The following is a 17,467-nucleotide window of genomic DNA, read 5'->3' on the forward strand; positions in this document are numbered from 1 at the left end:
CCCGTGGAACAGTTTATGCCCGGTGTGTCACTGGTGGGCAGCGGTTCAGCCTGCCTAACTGTACAACTCACCAACGACGATCTCAGCCAGCGCGTTGACACCTCCGATGACTGGATTGCGACCCGCACCGGCATTCGTCAGCGCCACATAGCAACCCCTCAAGATTCCCTCGCGTCTCTGGCTGCGGAGGCAGCCCGCAATGCCTTGGCCATGGCTGCGGTGAGCGCCGAAGAGGTCGATTTGATCGTGCTGGCTACCTCTACCCCCGACGATTTATTTGGCACTGCATGCCAGGTACAAAAAGCGCTGGGGGCGACCCGCGCCGTGGCCTTTGATCTCACCGCCGCCTGTTCAGGGTTTGTGTTTGCCCTGGTGACGGCAGCACAATACATTCGCACCGGGGTGTTTAAGAATGTGGTGGTGATCGGGGCCGACGTGCTCTCTCGCTGGACAGACTGGGACGATCGCACCACCTGCGTGCTGTTTGGCGATGGGGCCGGGGCCGTGGTGCTACGGGCCGCTGAGCGCGATCGCCTGCTTGGCTTTGAGCTATGCAGTGATGGCTCCTTAAATCACTGTTTGAACCTAGCTTACCAACCTGAATCCGATGTTCTGGTTGGAGACATCACCGTTCAGAAAGGCACCTTCGCCCCCATCACCATGAATGGGCGCGAGGTCTATAAGTTCGCCGTCAACCGCGTCCCCGAAGTCATCGAAAAAGCGCTCTTCCGTGCCAACCTCACCACCGCCGATATTAACTGGCTGGTGCTCCACCAGGCCAACCAGCGCATTCTCGACGCCGTGGCCGATCGCCTAAACGTGCCCGCTGAGCGCGTGGTCAGCAACATGGCTCGTCACGGCAACACCTCCGCCGCCTCTATCCCTATCGCCCTCGACGAAGCCGTGCGGGCAGGGAAAATAAAAGCTGAAGATGTGATTGCTACCGCTGGTTTTGGGGCAGGGCTGACCTGGGGCTCTGCCATCATCCAGTGGGGCTAAGCAATCGGGCCAGTTTTCGTTGCCAAGTCAGATAGTCGGCTTGGGTTTCCTCTCAACCTCGCTCTCCTTCCCACAGCGGTTACAGTAAGCATTTTGTGAGACAGTATCTTGTGTAGTTCTGGCAGCGCCAATAATTTTGCAAGTCAGCCCTGAATCTGGGGATGGGATAAGGCAGGTATTGGAGCTAGTCGCGATCGCCACGCAAGTCGGGAAGGGTAGAGGCATGACAAACGCAGCATGGGTATTTCCTGGGCAGGGTTCCCAGGCGATCGGCATGGGGACAGACCTGGCCACCGTGGCGCTGGCCCAAGCGCGCTTTGCCGAAGCCGAAGCCGTCCTGGGCTGGTCAGTGCTCGATGTGGTTCAAGACGCTGACGATAAGGTTTCGAACACCCTCTATACCCAGCCCTGTCTATACGTCATAGAAAGCATTCTGGTTAATTTGCTCAAGGAGCAGGGCCATCAGCCAGCGGTTGTGGCTGGCCACAGCCTGGGAGAATACGTCGCCCTCTACGCCGCTGAAGTCTTTGACTTTGCCACCGGGCTAACCCTGGTGCAGCGTCGCGCCGAGCTGATGGCCCAAGCCTCTGACGGCATGATGGCTGCCCTGCTGGGCTTCGACGCCGACGAGCTAGCTGCCAAGATTGAGGCCACCCCAGGAGTGGTGCTCGCCAATGACAACAACCCTGGTCAGGTAGTAATTTCGGGCACTCCAGAGGCCGTCACCACCGTGATGGAAGGCGTAAAAGCCAAGCGGGCCGTGAAGCTCAATGTCAGCGGAGCCTTCCACTCGCCGCTGATGGCCAATGCCGCCGCAACGTTTCAGGAAGTTTTAGAACCAATCCCCTTCGCCACTGCCCAAGTGCCCGTACTCTCGAATGTAGACCCTACCCCCGCGACCGACGGAACCTTGCTCAAGCAGCGACTAGTCCAGCAGATGACCGGCTCTGTGCGCTGGCGCGAAATTACCCTGGCGTTGCCAGAATTAGGCATTGACACAGTAGTCGAAGTGGGGCCAGGAAACGTGCTCACTGGGTTGACCAAGCGCACCTGCAAAGAACTAGCGCTGGTCAACGTAGGCAATCTAGAGCAGATTGCCAATGCAGGCTGAGCCTCACGCGACAGTCTTAATCTCCCAAGCAAAGGGACTTTGATGGTTTTACAGAATAGGGCCGAGATGAGCCGCGATCGCGAACCCCCCGTTAACCTGCTGTGGTATCACCTGTTCAAATGGTCGGTGGTGAGCCCGATGCTGGGTCTGTATTTTCGGGGCCGGGTCTACGGTACAGATCAGGTGCCCAAAACCGGAGGATTAGTGGTAGTCGCCAACCACGCCAGCGACTTTGACCCACCGCTGCTCTCTGCTGCCGTGCGCCGCCCTGTCTCTTACATGGCCAAAGAAGAGCTGTTTAAGGTGCCAGTGCTCAGCCAGGCCATTCGCCTCTACGGGGCTTACCCAGTGAAGCGGGGCAGCGCCGATCGCAGCGCCATTCGCGAAGCTCTCAAGCAGCTGGAGAAGGGCTGGGCGGTGGGCATTTTTCTCCAGGGCACTCGCACCCCCGATGGCCGCATTCCTGAGCCCAAGATCGGTGCGGCGCTAATTGCGGCCAAAGCTCAGGTACCGCTGCTGCCCGTCAGCCTCTGGGGCACCCAGCGCATTTTCACTAAGGGTTCGTCTATACCCCGCCCGGCCCCCCTTACCATTCGCATCGGTGCGCCCATTGCCCCACCCCCCTCCACTGCTCGCGAGGGGTTAGAGGCCATCACTACCCAGTGCGCCACCGAAATCCATCGCCTCCATGACCTGGGCCGTTAGTCACCCCACCTGCACATCCCCTTACCCCTCTCACCCATCCACTGACTTGCCCATCTACTCCCGCCCCATCTGGTAGCCTGTAAAAGTTCGCGATCGCACCGGCCAAGCCCATGTCCCAAGACCTCAAACAAGAACTTACCGATATGCTTGCCCCCGCCGATTGGGCCTGGATTAGCCCCCACGCCAATCGCGGGGCGGTGGTGGTGGTCGATCGACAACTGGATTTAGTGGAGGTGGGGGTGGCGATCGCCACCGACAATACCGCCGCCGTCAACCGCTGGATTGCTGAAGCTCTAATCACTAAGCCCTCGCCCTTGCAGCTAGAAGTGTGGGATCAAGCAGCTAAGAAGCAGTTTCAATCGTTGATTGTGCAACCTTTCGTGCTCGTGCAAGAAGCCCCGGTCCATGAAAACTGAGGAACCCCAGGAAGAAATTGCCCCGGGAGCGTCGTCTCGGAGCAAAGATAGTATCTGGACCGCTTTGGGCACCAGCACTCTAGTGCGGTTCTTGCTGTTGTTTGCTAGCGGTTGGGCCACCATTCAGCTGTTGGCCTACTTTGAAGTACTAGTAGTAGTGTTTGTTACCGCTACTATTCTGGCGTTTTTGCTCAATCATCCAGTCACCTGGCTCAGCCGGTGGCTGCCGCGCGGGGTAGCGGCGATCGCCGTATTTCTCACTTGCTTAGCGGTTATTGTCGGCCTTTCCCTCACCCTGGGCATGGCGGTGTTATCCCAAGGGCAACAGCTTTCTGCCAGCGTACAAAACTTTTCTGATTCAGTCATACCCTGGCTCAGCAGCGCCGAAGATCTATTAGAAACGCTGAATTTGCCTGTTGATTTGCAGGGTCTAGAGCCTCAGCTCCAGAACCAGGCTGTGGCCATCCTCACAACTGGGTTGGGGCTTCTGCAATCAACCCTTGCCAATCTAGTTCTCGCCATTCTCATTGCGGTCGTCACTCTATTTATGATGCTGGATGGAGCCAAAATTTGGTGGTGGTTGCTCAACAACCTGCCTATCCGCAACAAAGTGCGCTTTAATACCGTCATTCAGCACAATTTGCTGAGTTTCTTTTGGGGCCGACTGCTGCTGGCTGTATTTTCTATCACCTCCACCTTTGCGGTCTTTGCCTTTTTAGGCATGCCCTTTCCGCTGGTGCTTGCCCTCATTGCTGGGTCCTTTAATTTAATTCCAGGCATTGGGGCAACCTTGGGCATCAGCATTGTATCCTTGCTGCTACTATCCCAAGGGGTATGGTTAGCCATTCAAGCCATCGTCGTTTGCGTTGCGGTAGAACAGATTGAAGAAAACTTGCTGCTGCCCTACATCATGAAAGACTCCTTAGATATCAACCCCGTGGTTATGTTCTTTGCGTTGATTGTCGGGGCTACGGTAGCCGGAGTTTTGGGACTTTTTCTAGCAGTGCCGGTGGCCGGGGTAATTGTCACCTGGCTGAATATTGAAGCGATGCGGGGGAAACCCACTCAAGACTAAAAAAATCAGCATAGCCTGGCTAAAGTAGGCCAATAAATAGGCCATCAGCCGATAAGCTAGAACACTGAACCCCTGGCGATAGAATTTGATTTATGACCAACGCTGCCCCGCCAAACTCCTCTATGCCCCAGGGGAAGCGGCTGCGCTTTACCCAGTCCCCCCGGCCCTGGCTCTACGCTCTTTGGAAATTTTGGCGGCCTCACACAGTCATTGGCACTAGCCTCAGCGTAGTGGGCATTGCCGCCATCGTTCTGGCTAATTTAGAATTCGAAAACCTTGCACCCTTCGAGCCTCTGCTGGGCTTAGTCGGGATTGCCGTAGTGGCCTGTCTGCTAGGCAATCTCTACATCGTTGGCCTCAATCAGCTTGAAGATATTGCGATCGATCGCATCAACAAACCCCACTTGCCCCTAGCCGCTGGAGAATTTTCTGTTGCCGATGGCCGCTGGATTGTTGGCTTAGCGGGGCTGGGGGCTATGGGTTTAGCGGTCGTAGGCGGTCCCTGGCTGCTAGTAACGGTGGGCCTGAGCCTGCTCATCGGCACCGCCTATTCGCTGCCCCCAGCGCGACTCAAACGATTTCCGTTTTGGGCCTCAGTGTGTATTCTGGCGGTGCGGGGCACTATCGTAAATTTGGGGCTCTTTCTGCACTTTAGCGATCGCCTCAATCTTCCCCTCACGATTCCTGGACGAGTTTGGGCGCTAACGGTATTTGTTCTGCTGTTCAGCATTGCCATTGCGCTATTTAAGGATATTCCCGACATTGAGGGCGATCGCCGCTACGGCATCAGCACTCTGTCCTTAAAGCTGGGTCAGCGCACTGTGTTTAAGCTGGCGCTAAGTATTCTTACTGTCTGCTATCTGGGCATGGCGCTAGTCACCCCCTGGTTGACTGGGGTCAATCGGCTTTTCCTGGCAGGGTCGCACCTGTTAGTGCTAGCTTTCCTATGGTGGATGAGCTTGCGGGTGTCCCACAGCGGCCAAAACGTCGCAGTTCAAAAGAATCTGGCCTATCCCGAGTTTTACCAGTTCATTTGGAAGCTATTTTTCCTGCAATACCTGATGTTTCCCCTCGCCTGCTGGCTGGCCTAGAGCAAAGCAGCCTAGCGTAAAGGATAGTAACCCTATGTACGACTGCGTCATTGTCGGTGCCGGACCCGCCGGATCCACCGCCGCCTACCACCTCAGCAAAGCCGGTCGCCAAGTTCTGCTGCTCGATGCCGCCAAACTCCCTCGCTACAAACCCTGCGGCGGCGGCGTCTCGCCCCAAGTAGCCCAGTGGTTTGACTTTGACTTTGCTCCCGCCATCTCCGTTAAGGTGCGCAAGGTGCGCTACACCTTTAATATGGCCGACCCCATTGAAGCCGAACTGCCCACCGAAAAAGCCTTATGGATGGTGCGGCGCGACGAGTTTGACTACTTCATTGTGCAACAAGCCCAAAAACAAGGCGCTACCCTTTGGGATGGCACCAAAGCCCAAAGCATTGAAAATCATGGAGATTTTTGGCAGGTCAACACTACTCAGGGCCCGGCTCAGGGACGTTTTTTAATTGCAGCAGACGGGGCACGCGGGTCAATGGCCAAATGGCTCGGCTTTACTCAACGTCGGTATAAACTGGCCGCAGCCCTAGAAGCCGAGCCTCGACTGGAAGTTCCCAGCGAGCCCGTAGTGCATTTTGACCTAGGCCTCATGCAGCAGGGTTACCTGTGGAATTTTCCTAAGGCCGATGGCTACTCTATTGGCGGGGGTGTATTTCGCTCCGGAACTCAGCGCAAGCAAGACCTGCGAACTCCAGTTGGGGACTATGCTGCTGCCTTTGGCGTAGACGCCAGCACCGTGCAGCACTTTGGCCATCCCATATTTATCTGGGATGGTCCTCAGGATCTGCATACTCACCGAGCCGTGCTGGCAGGGGAAGCCGCCTGCGTAGTCGATCCTTTCACAGCCGAGGGCATTCGCCCCTCCATCTTTAGCGGACTTAAGGCAGCCGATGCGATCGCCCAGGCCCTCAAAGAAGACGATCATCAACTCCTACTATCGAAAGGACATCAATCCCTAGCAGACTATAGCCAGATCATGAACACAGAATGGGGCGAAGAAATGCGTTGGGCCAGACGGTTAGCCCGCCTAGTCTACAGCGCCCCGGCCCTAGCCTATCGTGCTGGGGTGAAACGCCCCTCTAGCACGCTAACCATGGTGAAAGTATTCTGCGGTGAGGTCAGCTATGGCGAGGTGGCCCACAGAGCTATCCAGCGGCTCAGCAAAGGGCTACTGTCTTAACTCTATTGAGCCGATAGGCACAACAAAAGCCAGGGCATCTTTGCCTTGGCTTTTGTGTGTAGACAACTGTCAGAAATCAAACTCTAGACGCCACTGAATCCTAACCAATCGCATCCATAATCTTGAACATTGGCAGGTACATCGATATTAGAATCGACCCTACCATGCCACCCAACACCACAATCATGATCGGTTCCATAATGCTGGTCAGAGCCTTCACGGCCTGTTCTACCTCATCCTCATAGAAGTCGGCCACCTTCATCAGCATCGCGTCTAGTTCCCCCGTTTCTTCCCCAATACTGATCATTTGAATCGCCATACCGGGAAACACCGAGTGCTTTTGGAGAGCTAGGCTGATCATCCCCCCCCCTTGAACGTCTTTACGCGCGTCATCCACAGCTTCAGCAATCACCTGGTTACCCGCCGTGTCCCGCACAATTTCCAACGCCGTTAGAATCGGCACCCCGGATTTCGACAGAGAACCAAAGGTGCGGCAAAAGCGCGCGGTAGCCGTTTTTTGAATCAGGTCGCCAAATAGAGGCATTTTGAGAGACAAACGGTCAATCACCCGACGCCCGTTGAGAGTCGCGTAGTAACGCCTGTAGGCAAAAGATAGGGCCGATATTGCTGCTATCATAAACACCCAGTTCAAGGGCTGGCGCAAGAATCGGCTGATCATCATCATGACTTGAGTAAAGATCGGCAGATCAGCCCCTAGATCCTCAAACATATCAGCAAAGATCGGCAGCAAAAATACCGTCATACCGACAAAGATAATCACCGCCAAGAATCCTACCGTTACTGGATAGGCCATGGCTGACTTAATCTGGTTCTGCAACCGGGCTAAATCTTCCAGCAGTTTGGCCAGACGATTGAGCACTTCATCAAGTACGCCACCTACCTCACCTGCTTGGATCAGCGCCACGTAAAGGTTATCAAAACAAGCTGGGTGCTTACGCATCGCGTCAGACAGGTTGGTGCCCTGCTGCACGTCAGCATTAATGGCCATCAGCGCCTTTTTGAGCTTGGGGTTAGCACAGTCGTCTGCCAATACTCCCAACCCTCGCACCAGAGCAACACCAGCGTTAACTAGGGCAGCAAACTGACGGGAAAAGATTGCCTTATCCTTAACCGTCACCTTGGTCATGGAGGTTTTGATGCTTTCCAGGTCAATGTTGAACCCGGCTTCCTCCTTTATATCCATCACATAGAGGCCCTGATCTTTCAGAAGATTGCGGGCCTCATTTGGAGTCTCAGCGGAGATCCGCTCTTTGCGCTGGGCTCCGCTGGTATCGCGACCAATGGCAACGTAGGTAGGCATGGCTCTATTAGCTCAACGGCTTAAAAGTACTGCAATTATAGCGACGGGTTCAGCTTACCGAACCCGCTAAATCTACCTGAACTCGTGTGGGGCATGCCGTGCTCTCGCGGCATGGTCACGTGGACCCTAGGTCTAACCCCAAACCAGTAGCAAGAAAGATAATCTGTGCTCCCTCTCTCTAGGCTAAGGCACTCAGTTTAATTTTCCCTGAGCGCCCTATTTAGTTACCTAGGTCTTTTGCCTAAGGTTTTAGTGGCGTCCGGCGGCCGCCCCTTGGCGAGCAGCCGCATTAGGTGCTGGAGCTCCCCCAATTAGCCGTTGCAGTTCGTCGGGGCGGGATGTCTTGGACATGGCTGCCTCAAAGGAAATCGTGCCGGCCTGATAGAGATCAGCCAGAACCTTTTCTAGAGTCTTCATCGCTAGCTTACCCCCAGTCTGGATAGCGCCGTAGATTTGAGGAGTTTTACCTTCCCGAATCATGTTGGCGATCGCTGGAGTAATCACCATAATTTCTTGGGCCATAACGCGGCCAAACTCACCGGGTTTAGGATTTGCCTTAGGCACAAGGGTCTGGCTAAGTACCGCCACTAGCGAACCTGACAGCTGCACCCGAATCTGCTGCTGCTGTTCGGGAGGAAATACGTCGATCATGCGGTCAACGGTTTGGGCTGCTGAGCTGGTGTGCAAAGTACCAAAGACCAGGTGCCCTGTTTCTGCGGCCGAAATAGCTAGGGAGATAGTTTCTAAGTCCCGCATCTCACCCACCAGAATTACGTCAGGGTCTTCCCGTAGGGCAGCACGTAAGGCATTGGCAAAACTCTTCGTGTCTTCCCCAATCTGGCGCTGGTGAATCAGGCTTTTAACGGGTTCATAGACAAATTCAATCGGGTCTTCAACGGTGAGAATGTGCTCGGGCCGCGTGAGGTTGATGTTGTTGATCATTGAGGCCAGAGTGGTCGACTTTCCGGAACCAGTGGGTCCAGTTACCAGAATTAGACCCCGAGGCTTCTCTGACAGCTCCCGCACAATGTTGGGTAACCCTAGCGCATCCATGCTTGGGATTTTGGAGCTTAGCGCTCGCAAGCAGGCCGCGTAGGTACCTCGATCTTTATAGACGTTGACCCGAAAGCGGGCAAGCCCTTTGACCCCGTAGGAGCAATCCAGTTCCCAGGTTTGCTCTAGCTGTTTGCGCTGAGTATTGTTGAGCATGCTGAAGATCAGCCGTTGACATGACTCGGCAGTCATCGGCTCGTGCTCGGTGGGGGTGAGTTTGCCGCTAATGCGAATGTAGGGGGGCAACCCAGCAGACAGGTGCAGGTCAGAGCCACCCCGCTCAATCACCTCTTCCATCAAGTCTTCGATCATCAATTCCATAGGGCTACCTCATGGGGTTTAAAGAACGTCGAGAGAATCTAGCGTTAGAAAAGCTTAGGCTAAGCTGATAAAACAGTTAGTGCCGTAGAGGCCGTTGCTGCTAACAAGATGCCCACTTTGGGGCGGCATGCTGTCAGCCAGCCGCTAATCTTGGAAGCGGGGAGTAAGGCAGTAGGCACAGTCGAGCCAATCTTGCTGAAGCTCAGCGGCGCAGCTAGCACAGGTTAGAGAGGCTTTACGCTTCGACTTCAGTTCTGCTTCTAAGCCTGTATCCGTAAAGGTTACCCGTTCCACTTCGTCTAGGGTGGTGTACCCCTGTCGCACCAAGTCTAAGCTGTAGGAAAGCAGAGTTTGCATCCCTTCTTCTACCGCTGCCTCCTTAATCCGTTCAGTAGGGGCCCCTTCAGAGATTAGCTTTTGCAGCCGCTCGGTGACGCGCAGCACTTCGTATACTCCGACTCGGCCCTTGTAACCACCACCTTGACACTTAGGGCAAAGGGTATTGTTATCTTTAGCTGCTACAAGTTCTTCTACGGTAAGGGTATTGGCCTTGTAGAAGGTGATATCTGATTCAGAGGCAGAACTCAGACCAAAGTGAGCCAGATCTTCGGGAGTCGGGCTGTAGGAAATACGGCAGTCTGTGCATACTCGCCGCACTAGACGCTGGGCTAGCACCCCAATTAGGGCGCTAGAAACCATGAATGACTCTACCCCCATTTCGTCGAGGCGAGCGATCGCCCCAGCAGCGTCATTAGTGTGCAACGTAGTCAGCACCAAGTGCCCTGTCAAAGCGGCTTCAATCGCCGTCTTAGCTGTTTCGCGATCGCGGGTTTCACCCACTAGAATCACATCAGGATCCTGACGTAAAAAAGCGCGCAGAATCGACGCAAAATCCATGCCCTTTTCACGAATTACCTGCACCTGAGTTAAACCAGGCAGCGTATATTCGATCGGGTCTTCGGCAGTGCTGATATTAATGCCGGGGTCGTTACGCTCTGATAGCACCGAGTAAAGGGTCGTGGTCTTCCCTGAACCGGTTGGGCCTGTCACCAAGAGGAGGCCAAAGGGACGAGAGGCCATCTCCTGCACAATGCGAAGCGAGTCGGGGTCAGTAATGAGCTTATCCAAACCCAGCTGAGTAGCTGAGTTATCCAGAATCCGCAGCACCACCTTCTCGCCGCAGCGACTGGGCAGAGTATTGACCCGAAAGTCTACTTTGCGGCCCTGAAACACACGCCGAATACGGCCGTCCTGAGGTGCTCGGCGCTCGGCAATATCGAGTTCGGCGATAATTTTAAAGCGGGCAGTAACCGCCGGAATAATCTTCTTGGGCATCTTCGGCAGCGCTTCTTTGAGCACCCCGTCTTTACGGAAACGAATCCTCAGAAAGTCTTCTTGAGGTTCGACATGGATGTCAGAAACGCCCTCTTGCAGAGCTTTAGCCAGAATTTTATTAACTAGGGCAATGACCGGAGCCGCACCGGCATCCTTAAGGGCCATGCCCAGGTCAGCTTCGTCGTCAATAACATCTTCTAGACTACCTTCGCCAAAATCGAGCTCTTCCAGACTAGTGTTGACGTCAACAGCCGCGTCTAGCTCGTCCTTCTTCTGTTTAGCTACGGCATCATCTAAGTAAGTAGACATTAGCCGTTGATAATCTTCAACGGTGATGACCATACGCCGAAGAGAGAGACTCTGGGCCCGCAAAATACGGTTGAGGTCGTCCTGAGCCTCTAGATTCTCCGGATCGACCATGGCAACGAGCACCGAAGGGGGCTCACCTTGATCCTGAGAAAGAGGCACCAAACGGTGACGACGGCAGATATCAACCGGCACCAGGGTATCGATTAGCTTCCCAATTTGGGCCGGGGAGATATCGTTGAGTTCGGGATCGAGGGATTCAACCCCGTAAAGGATCTTGAGCTCAAAGAGCTGTTGTTTTTTATACTGCCGCAGCAGTTCGGGGGAGAGCTGCTGCCCAGTAAGCGACTCAAGCACATCAGTCAGCGACTGCCCGCTTTTGCGGCTCTCCGCCAGGGCTTTCTGCATCTGCTCGGAGTCAACATAGCCCGCTTGAATGAGCTTGTTGCCAAAGGGCGAAAAACTTCGCTGAAGTACTAGAGCTCGCCGGGAGGAGGAATTAGTCATAGCGCTGATGCCAAAGTGCTGATGTAAAACAGGCTTAAACCCAATCGTATGCAGGCAGTATGCCCTAAACGGGGGGCTGTACCCACTAAGCTAGCGCGATCGCAAGCCCTACCCGCATTGACCCCGTAGTGTCGATAATACCCTTATCTAATTTATCTGCACCACGGCGGGGCCATGGCTTGTCAATCTTGAGAGCAGGCAGAGCCTCAACCCACGGCAGTCAAACCTACATTCCGCGATAGAATCAAAGGCAGTGCTAAAGGACAAGTCGCTGAGATAGAGACTTGTCCTTTAGCAAAGTTGTTGCATTCACCCGCCGAGTTACATATCAGCATGGTTGACGACATTCATCACACTGCCCACGATCCCGCTTCTGACCCTGAAGCTATTGAAGAGATTCTTGAAGAAGACGCTGTGGATATTGACTTTGATGACGTGGTCGAAGCAGCAGCAGCTACGGTTGAAGCCGCTGAAGCAGCACCGCCCTCTGAAGGAAGTAGCGTTGATACGGTTTTAGTAGCTGATTTAGAGCGCCAGGTGGCGGGGCTAAAAGCCCAGCTTGAAGATCGGGCAAATCAATCAATGCGGATTGCAGCTGATTTTGAGAACTACCGCAAACGCACCAGCAAAGAAAAAGACGAGTTAGCTACTCAGATCAAGGGCGACACCGTTATCGAGCTGCTGCCCGTGGTTGACAACTTTGAACGGGCGCGATCGCAGATTAAGCCTCAAACCGAAGCCGAGATGACTATTCACAAAAGTTATCAAAGTGTTTACAAGCAGCTAGTGGAAACCCTAAAGCGCTTAGGAGTTTCAGCCATGCGTGCCGAAGGGCAAGAGTTTGACCCGCTACTGCACGAAGCCGTCATGCGCGAGCCAACCGCTGACCATGCTGAGGGAGTGGTGATCGAAGAGTTCGTGCGGGGTTACCAGCTTGGTGATCGAGTGCTGCGCCACGCTATGGTGAAAGTAGCTGCTCCTCCGGAGGATAGCTCTCAAAACCCAGATATTGAGAGTTCCGGATCTCTCGAATAATCCATCAACCGATTAACCGAGTGCTTGCTTATTGCGATAGGTAGGGGAGCTGTTTCCCTGTGCTCTAGGTTCTACCAACACCCGCGTCTGGGCAGTGCAGTCGAAAGTTACCGCAATAGACGATAACTTCTCTGGTGCAAGCGGGCAACCTAATCACAATTAGCTCAGACCGTTATGGGCCTAAGCTAATTTCGAAGGTAAAGCGAACGATTAAGTTGAGCACCGGGGGCTATGGGTAAAGTAATCGGCATTGACCTAGGAACAACGAACAGTTGTGTCGCTGTCCTCGAAGGCGGCAAACCAGCTGTAATTTCTAGCACTGAGGGGGGCCGTACGGTACCCAGCATTGTTGGATTTGGTAAAAACGGCGAGCGGTTGGTAGGCCAGTTGGCTAAGCGCCAAGCGGTCACCAATGCAGAAAATACGGTCTACAGCATTAAGCGATTTATTGGTCGCCGCTGGGAAGACACCGAGGCAGAGCGCAGCCGCGTACCTTACGTTTGCGTTAGCGGTCGTGACAACACTGTAGACGTGCAGATCCGAGGCAAGGCGTTTACGCCCCAGGAAATTTCTGCCATGATCCTGCAAAAGCTCAAGCAGGATGCCGAAACTTACCTGGGAGCCGAAGTAACCCAGGCCGTTATTACCGTACCGGCTTACTTTACCGACGCACAGCGCCAAGCGACTAAAGATGCCGGCACCATTGCAGGCCTAGAAGTCTTGCGCATTATCAACGAGCCCACTGCTGCAGCCCTCTCCTATGGGCTTGACAAGCAAGACCAAGACCAGATTGTGCTGGTGTTTGATCTGGGGGGCGGTACCTTTGATGTGTCTATTTTGCAGCTAGGCGATGGCGTCTTTGAGGTCAAGGCTACCGCTGGCAACAACCATCTAGGTGGTGACGACTTTGACAACTGTATTGTGGAATGGATGACCGCTGCTTTTCGCGAGCAAGAAGGCATTGATCTATCGGCCGATCGCATGGCGCTACAGCGCATTCGTGAAGCAGCCGAAAAAGCCAAGGTCGAGTTGTCGAGCATGCCCTCAACTTCCATCAATCTCCCTTTTATTACTGCCGACGAGTCTGGGCCAAAGCATTTAGAAATGACGCTGACTCGCGCTCAGTTCGAGCAGTTTGCGTCGGAACTGGTGCAGGCTACCCTAGATCCGGTTAAGCAGGCCCTTAAAGATGCGGATTTGAGCCCTGATGCGATCGATCGCATCTTATTGGTAGGCGGTTCTACCCGCATCCCAGCCGTGCAGCAAGCGGTTAGCGCCTACTTCAACGGCAAAGCTCCCGATCGCTCTGTGAACCCCGACGAAGCTGTGGCCCTCGGGGCCTCAATTCAGGCGGGCGTCCTGGGGGGCGAAGTCAAAGATTTACTACTGCTCGATATCACTCCCCTCTCCCTGGGGATTGAAACCTTGGGAGAAGTATTTACCAAGATCATTGAGCGCAACACCACTATTCCCACTAGCAAATCTCAGGTATTTTCGACCGCCACCGATGGCCAAACTTCTGTAGAAATTCACGTTCTCCAGGGTGAGCGAGCCATGGCCAAGGACAACAAGAGCCTGGGTAAGTTTGAGCTCACCGGTCTTCCTCCTGCCCCACGGGGAGTACCGCAAATCGAGGTATCCTTTGAAATCAACGCCGACGGTATTCTTAAAGTAGCGGCTCTCGACAAAGGTACGGGTCGCGCCCAGAGCATCTGCATTACCAACACGGGCGGCTTAACCGACAGCGAAGTTGATCGCATGCGTCTAGAGGCCGAAACCTATGCCGATGAGGACGGGCGACGACGACAGCTGGCAGAGCTGACTAATCGAGCTGACAACCTATTTTATAGCTACGAAGCTACCCTGCGCGACCATGGCAGCTTGCTAGATGAGGCAACTCGGGCTGATTTAGACGAGAAAGTCAACCAACTCCGTGCCGCTACCCATAACCCCAGCATTGATGTTGCTACGTTTCAGGGATGTATTGATGCCCTACAAGCGGCCATCTTTGCCGTCGGTACTAACGTTTACCGCGACGTAGACACCGGAGACGAAGTGGATATGGGCATTCCGGCAGCGGCCTATGCCAGCGTTGAAGCCGGAAACGACGAGACCAACGACGAGACCTATGATCCTGATTATGACGATGATATGGGTTTAGACGCCACTGTGACTGCCGATTACGAAGCCATAGATTAGGGTTGGGGGGCGGGTATTCCCACCTAGCCAAGGTGGGCACTCCTTTTAAAATGGTTTAATGTTGATTGTTGCTGGAGTTGTCTAGGTAGCCCCCTATGGCCCGTGATTTCTATGAGATTCTCGGTATTTCGCGCAACGCCGATCAAGACGATGTTAAGCGAGCTTATCGACGCTTAGCCCGCAAATACCACCCCGATGTCAACAAAGATCCTGGGGCTGAGGACACCTTCAAAGAGATCAACCGCGCCTACGAAGTGCTTTCTGAGCCAGAGGTTAGAGCACGTTACGATCGCTTTGGAGAAGCTGGGCTCGGTGCTGGTGTTGGTGCTGGCGGCTATCAAGACTTTGGCGACATGGGTGGCTTTGCTGACATTTTCGAGAGCTTCTTTAGCGGCTTTTCGGGAGGCGTGGGCCAGGGTACTCGACGACGAGGGCCGACCCGAGGTGATGATCTTCGCCTTGACCTCAGGCTTGACTTCAAAGAAGCGGTGTTTGGCGGCGAGAAAGAAATTAAGATTAGCCATTTGGAAACCTGTGGCACCTGCACAGGCAGCGGGGCTAAGCCGGGTACTCGCCCTTCTACCTGCGGCACATGTAGCGGTACTGGCCAAGTTCGTCGGGCTACCCGTACTCCCTTTGGGAGCTTTACCCAAGTATCGGCCTGCCCCACCTGTAATGGCACGGGTGAGATGATTGAAGATCGCTGCGATGTGTGCGGTGGCAGTGGTCAGAATCAGGAAACCAAAAAACTCAAAATTACTGTGCCAGCTGGTGTTGACAACGGTACTCGGCTGCGGGTGTCAAATGAAGGGGATACGGGGCTACGAGGTGGGCCTGCTGGAGATCTGTACGTCTACCTATTTGTAGCTGAAGATGCTGCCTTTAAGCGTGATGGCATCAATATCCTCTCTGATCTCAAGATCAGCTATCTTCAAGCAATTTTGGGCTGCAAGCTGACTATTGACACCGTCGAGGGCCCAGAAGAGCTAGATGTACCGGCGGGTACACAGCCTGGTACAGTCCTCACCCTCGACAATCGTGGTGTGCCTAAGCTGGGCAACCCTGTCAGCCGTGGCGATCACTTGATCACTGTGCAAGTTGATATTCCCACGCGCATGAAGCCGGAGGAGCGGGAGCTGGTTGAAAAATTGGCAGAAATTCGGGGCGAGAAAGTCAACCGAGGCGGTATCGAGGGCTTCTTAGGGGGTTTGTTTCGAGGATGAGCTACTCTACAGCTGCCGATGAGCGTTTAGATCTGCGGGGCACTCCCTGCCCGATTAACTTTGTGCGGACTAAGCTCCAGCTGGAGAAAATGGCTCCTGGAGCTTTACTGGAGGTGTGGCTCGATGCGGGGGAACCCGTCGAGCAGGTGCCCGATAGTCTCACTATGGAGGGCTACAAAGTAGAGCATCTAGAAGATTGCACTGATTACTTTGTCGTCTACGTGCGCCGCCCCAATTAGGTGATGGCACCCTCTGAGTTTGATCACACAGCAGTCACGGAGGCGAGCATAGGCCTCTGGGGCTTGGTAGTAGCCATCCAAGCCAATTACTATCGAGTGAGATTAGACCTAAACAGCGATCTGCCTAGTGACCAGGCCGCGGGTCAAATCTTGCTGTGTACCCGCCGGGCACGTCTCAGGAAAACTGGGCAGCAGGTGATGGTGGGCGATCGTGTGCGGCTAGAGGCGATAGACTGGGCCGATGGACGGGGCGCGATCGCTGCAGTCGAAGCCCGCCGATCGGTGCTGGATCGTCCACCCGTAGCCAATGCTGATCAAATTTTGCTAGTCTTTGCTCTAGCCGAGCCTGACCTTGACCCCCAGCAGCTTGGGCGGTTCTTAGTTAAAGCCGAATCAACAGGGGTACCCGTTCACCTCTGTCTCAATAAGCAGGATCTGGTTAGCAACGCCACGCGTTGCTATTGGCAGGAGCAGCTAGACGCCTGGGGCTACCCAGCCACGGTGATCAGCCTTCAAGCAGATGAAACCTTACAAACACTGCTACCTCGGCTACAGGGCCGCACAACCATCATCTCCGGACCCTCTGGAGTAGGTAAATCAAGCTTAATCAACTGGCTTATTCCCCAGGCTAGCCTGAGAACCGGAGCGGTGTCTGGCAAGCTGGGGCGGGGCCGACATACCACCCGCCACGTAGAGCTATTTGAGCTGCCGGGGGGCGGTTTTTTGGCAGATACCCCTGGTTTTAACCAGCCCGATCTAGCCCTGACCCCACTGGTTCTGGGCCAGTGCTTTCCAGAAATTCGATCGCGCCTAGCTGAGGGTGTTTGCCAATTCAACGATTGTCTACACCGAGACGCACCGGGCTGCGCCGTAGGCCCCCACTGGCCTCGCTATAACTTTTATCTCACCCTGCTGAATGAAGCACTGGAGTACCAGGAAATCCAACAGCAGCAGCGTGACCCCGAGGCCCAGCTCAAGCTCAGGATGGGAGAGCAGGGACAGCAGCATCAAGAGCCAAGGCTTCAGACCAAAAAATACCGTCGCCCCTCGCGCCGTCACCAGAAACAAAGGCTCGACTATCTACGCTACGATCTGGATGGATCCAACGATGTGTTTAATTCGCAGTCTGACGATGGTGACTGGCCTGAAAACAATGAGCCGAGCTAATCAGATTGGGCTGAGATTTTGTGCTGGTCAGGATCCAATTGTAGGATTTTGTTTACTTAGTACTAGGGCGTGTCATCAATTAGGTTAGGGTTGAAGGGTAGTCCTTAAAGCAAGACTCAGCGGAATGACAAGCCGACGCTATGCCCTGCGCGATGACCAATGGGAGCGAATCCAG

15 protein-coding genes are annotated in these 17,467 nt (G+C 54.4%); 12 read left to right on the top strand and 3 right to left on the bottom strand.

From position 1 onward, the window contains the following. Positions 1-15 precede the first annotated feature (15 nt). The 7 genes from H6F57_RS06360 to H6F57_RS06390 all read left to right on the top strand — a co-directional run bounded on the left by H6F57_RS06360 (position 16) and on the right by H6F57_RS06390 (position 6,586). The gene (locus H6F57_RS06360; RefSeq protein WP_190628071.1) at positions 16-999 is read left to right on the top strand and encodes a beta-ketoacyl-ACP synthase III; all 984 of its coding nucleotides are present in this window, start codon (positions 16-18) and stop codon (positions 997-999) included. 223 nt (positions 1,000-1,222) lie between these two features. After that, positions 1,223-2,110 (top strand): ACP S-malonyltransferase, encoded by an 888-nt coding sequence (gene fabD, locus H6F57_RS06365; RefSeq protein ID WP_190627504.1) that lies wholly within the window; start codon positions 1,223-1,225, stop codon positions 2,108-2,110. Between the two features lie 66 nt (positions 2,111-2,176). Continuing rightward, positions 2,177-2,815, top strand: coding sequence for a lysophospholipid acyltransferase family protein (locus H6F57_RS06370; protein ID WP_190628070.1), 639 nt, complete (start codon positions 2,177-2,179; stop codon positions 2,813-2,815). Between the two features lie 110 nt (positions 2,816-2,925). Continuing rightward, positions 2,926-3,231 (top strand): DUF2288 domain-containing protein, encoded by a 306-nt coding sequence (locus H6F57_RS06375; protein WP_190627503.1) that lies wholly within the window; start codon positions 2,926-2,928, stop codon positions 3,229-3,231. Further along, positions 3,221-4,306 (top strand): AI-2E family transporter, encoded by a 1,086-nt coding sequence (locus H6F57_RS06380; protein WP_190627501.1) that lies wholly within the window; start codon positions 3,221-3,223, stop codon positions 4,304-4,306. Before H6F57_RS06375 ends, H6F57_RS06380 begins: the two co-directional genes overlap by 11 nt. A gap of 92 nt (positions 4,307-4,398) precedes the next feature. Beyond that, entirely contained in the window at positions 4,399-5,397 is a 999-nt protein-coding gene (locus H6F57_RS06385; RefSeq protein WP_190627499.1) for a homogentisate phytyltransferase, read from the top strand. Between the two features lie 34 nt (positions 5,398-5,431). Beyond that, on the top strand, positions 5,432-6,586 hold the full coding sequence (locus H6F57_RS06390; RefSeq protein ID WP_190627496.1) for a geranylgeranyl reductase family protein: 1,155 nt from the start codon (positions 5,432-5,434) through the stop codon (positions 6,584-6,586). A 100-nt stretch (positions 6,587-6,686) separates the two neighbouring features. Here H6F57_RS06390 and H6F57_RS06395 read toward each other — a convergent pair whose 3' ends face one another. The 3 genes from H6F57_RS06395 to H6F57_RS06405 all read right to left on the bottom strand — a co-directional run bounded on the left by H6F57_RS06395 (position 6,687) and on the right by H6F57_RS06405 (position 11,429). Further along, positions 6,687-7,907 carry a type II secretion system F family protein gene (locus tag H6F57_RS06395; RefSeq protein WP_190627494.1) on the bottom strand — a complete coding sequence of 407 codons (1,221 nt, stop codon included), beginning with the start codon at positions 7,905-7,907 and terminating at the stop codon, positions 6,687-6,689. 249 nt (positions 7,908-8,156) lie between these two features. Further along, the gene (locus H6F57_RS06400; protein WP_190627492.1) at positions 8,157-9,281 is read right to left on the bottom strand and encodes a type IV pilus twitching motility protein PilT; all 1,125 of its coding nucleotides are present in this window, start codon (positions 9,279-9,281) and stop codon (positions 8,157-8,159) included. Between the two features lie 144 nt (positions 9,282-9,425). Beyond that, positions 9,426-11,429 (bottom strand): GspE/PulE family protein, encoded by a 2,004-nt coding sequence (locus H6F57_RS06405; RefSeq protein ID WP_190627490.1) that lies wholly within the window; start codon positions 11,427-11,429, stop codon positions 9,426-9,428. A 333-nt stretch (positions 11,430-11,762) separates the two neighbouring features. On the opposite strand from H6F57_RS06405, the gene grpE reads away from it, so the two are divergent. From grpE to rsgA, 5 genes are all read left to right on the top strand, one after another. Next, positions 11,763-12,464, top strand: coding sequence for a nucleotide exchange factor GrpE (grpE, locus tag H6F57_RS06410; protein ID WP_190627488.1), 702 nt, complete (start codon positions 11,763-11,765; stop codon positions 12,462-12,464). A 231-nt stretch (positions 12,465-12,695) separates the two neighbouring features. Beyond that, a complete protein-coding gene (gene dnaK / locus H6F57_RS06415; protein WP_190627486.1) occupies positions 12,696-14,663 on the top strand; it encodes a molecular chaperone DnaK in 1,968 nt (655 codons plus the stop codon). A gap of 95 nt (positions 14,664-14,758) precedes the next feature. After that, the gene (gene dnaJ / locus H6F57_RS06420; RefSeq protein WP_190627484.1) at positions 14,759-15,886 is read left to right on the top strand and encodes a molecular chaperone DnaJ; all 1,128 of its coding nucleotides are present in this window, start codon (positions 14,759-14,761) and stop codon (positions 15,884-15,886) included. After that, positions 15,883-16,125, top strand: coding sequence for a sulfurtransferase TusA family protein (locus tag H6F57_RS06425; protein WP_190627482.1), 243 nt, complete (start codon positions 15,883-15,885; stop codon positions 16,123-16,125). The genes dnaJ and H6F57_RS06425 overlap by 4 nt, the downstream gene beginning before the upstream one ends. Positions 16,126-16,128: 3 nt before the next feature. After that, on the top strand, positions 16,129-17,292 hold the full coding sequence (rsgA, locus tag H6F57_RS06430; RefSeq protein ID WP_190627480.1) for a small ribosomal subunit biogenesis GTPase RsgA: 1,164 nt from the start codon (positions 16,129-16,131) through the stop codon (positions 17,290-17,292). Positions 17,293-17,467 lie beyond the last annotated feature (175 nt).

Source organism: Leptolyngbya sp. FACHB-60, assembly GCF_014695775.1.
Taxonomy (GTDB): domain Bacteria; phylum Cyanobacteriota; class Cyanobacteriia; order Phormidesmidales; family Phormidesmidaceae; genus Nodosilinea.

Coding starts and splice junctions, on each gene's coding strand:
- H6F57_RS06425 (WP_190627482.1), top strand. CDS start 15,883: ATGAGCTACTCTACAGCTGCCGATGAGCGTTTAGATCTGCGGGGCACT.
- H6F57_RS06395 (WP_190627494.1), bottom strand. CDS start 7,907: ATGCCTACCTACGTTGCCATTGGTCGCGATACCAGCGGAGCCCAGCGC.
- H6F57_RS06360 (WP_190628071.1), top strand. CDS start 16: ATGCCCGGTGTGTCACTGGTGGGCAGCGGTTCAGCCTGCCTAACTGTA.
- grpE (WP_190627488.1), top strand. CDS start 11,763: ATGGTTGACGACATTCATCACACTGCCCACGATCCCGCTTCTGACCCT.
- H6F57_RS06380 (WP_190627501.1), top strand. CDS start 3,221: ATGAAAACTGAGGAACCCCAGGAAGAAATTGCCCCGGGAGCGTCGTCT.
- H6F57_RS06390 (WP_190627496.1), top strand. CDS start 5,432: ATGTACGACTGCGTCATTGTCGGTGCCGGACCCGCCGGATCCACCGCC.
- H6F57_RS06405 (WP_190627490.1), bottom strand. CDS start 11,429: ATGACTAATTCCTCCTCCCGGCGAGCTCTAGTACTTCAGCGAAGTTTT.
- H6F57_RS06370 (WP_190628070.1), top strand. CDS start 2,177: ATGAGCCGCGATCGCGAACCCCCCGTTAACCTGCTGTGGTATCACCTG.
- dnaJ (WP_190627484.1), top strand. CDS start 14,759: ATGGCCCGTGATTTCTATGAGATTCTCGGTATTTCGCGCAACGCCGAT.
- rsgA (WP_190627480.1), top strand. CDS start 16,129: ATGGCACCCTCTGAGTTTGATCACACAGCAGTCACGGAGGCGAGCATA.
- H6F57_RS06400 (WP_190627492.1), bottom strand. CDS start 9,281: ATGGAATTGATGATCGAAGACTTGATGGAAGAGGTGATTGAGCGGGGT.
- H6F57_RS06375 (WP_190627503.1), top strand. CDS start 2,926: ATGTCCCAAGACCTCAAACAAGAACTTACCGATATGCTTGCCCCCGCC.
- fabD (WP_190627504.1), top strand. CDS start 1,223: ATGACAAACGCAGCATGGGTATTTCCTGGGCAGGGTTCCCAGGCGATC.
- dnaK (WP_190627486.1), top strand. CDS start 12,696: ATGGGTAAAGTAATCGGCATTGACCTAGGAACAACGAACAGTTGTGTC.
- H6F57_RS06385 (WP_190627499.1), top strand. CDS start 4,399: ATGACCAACGCTGCCCCGCCAAACTCCTCTATGCCCCAGGGGAAGCGG.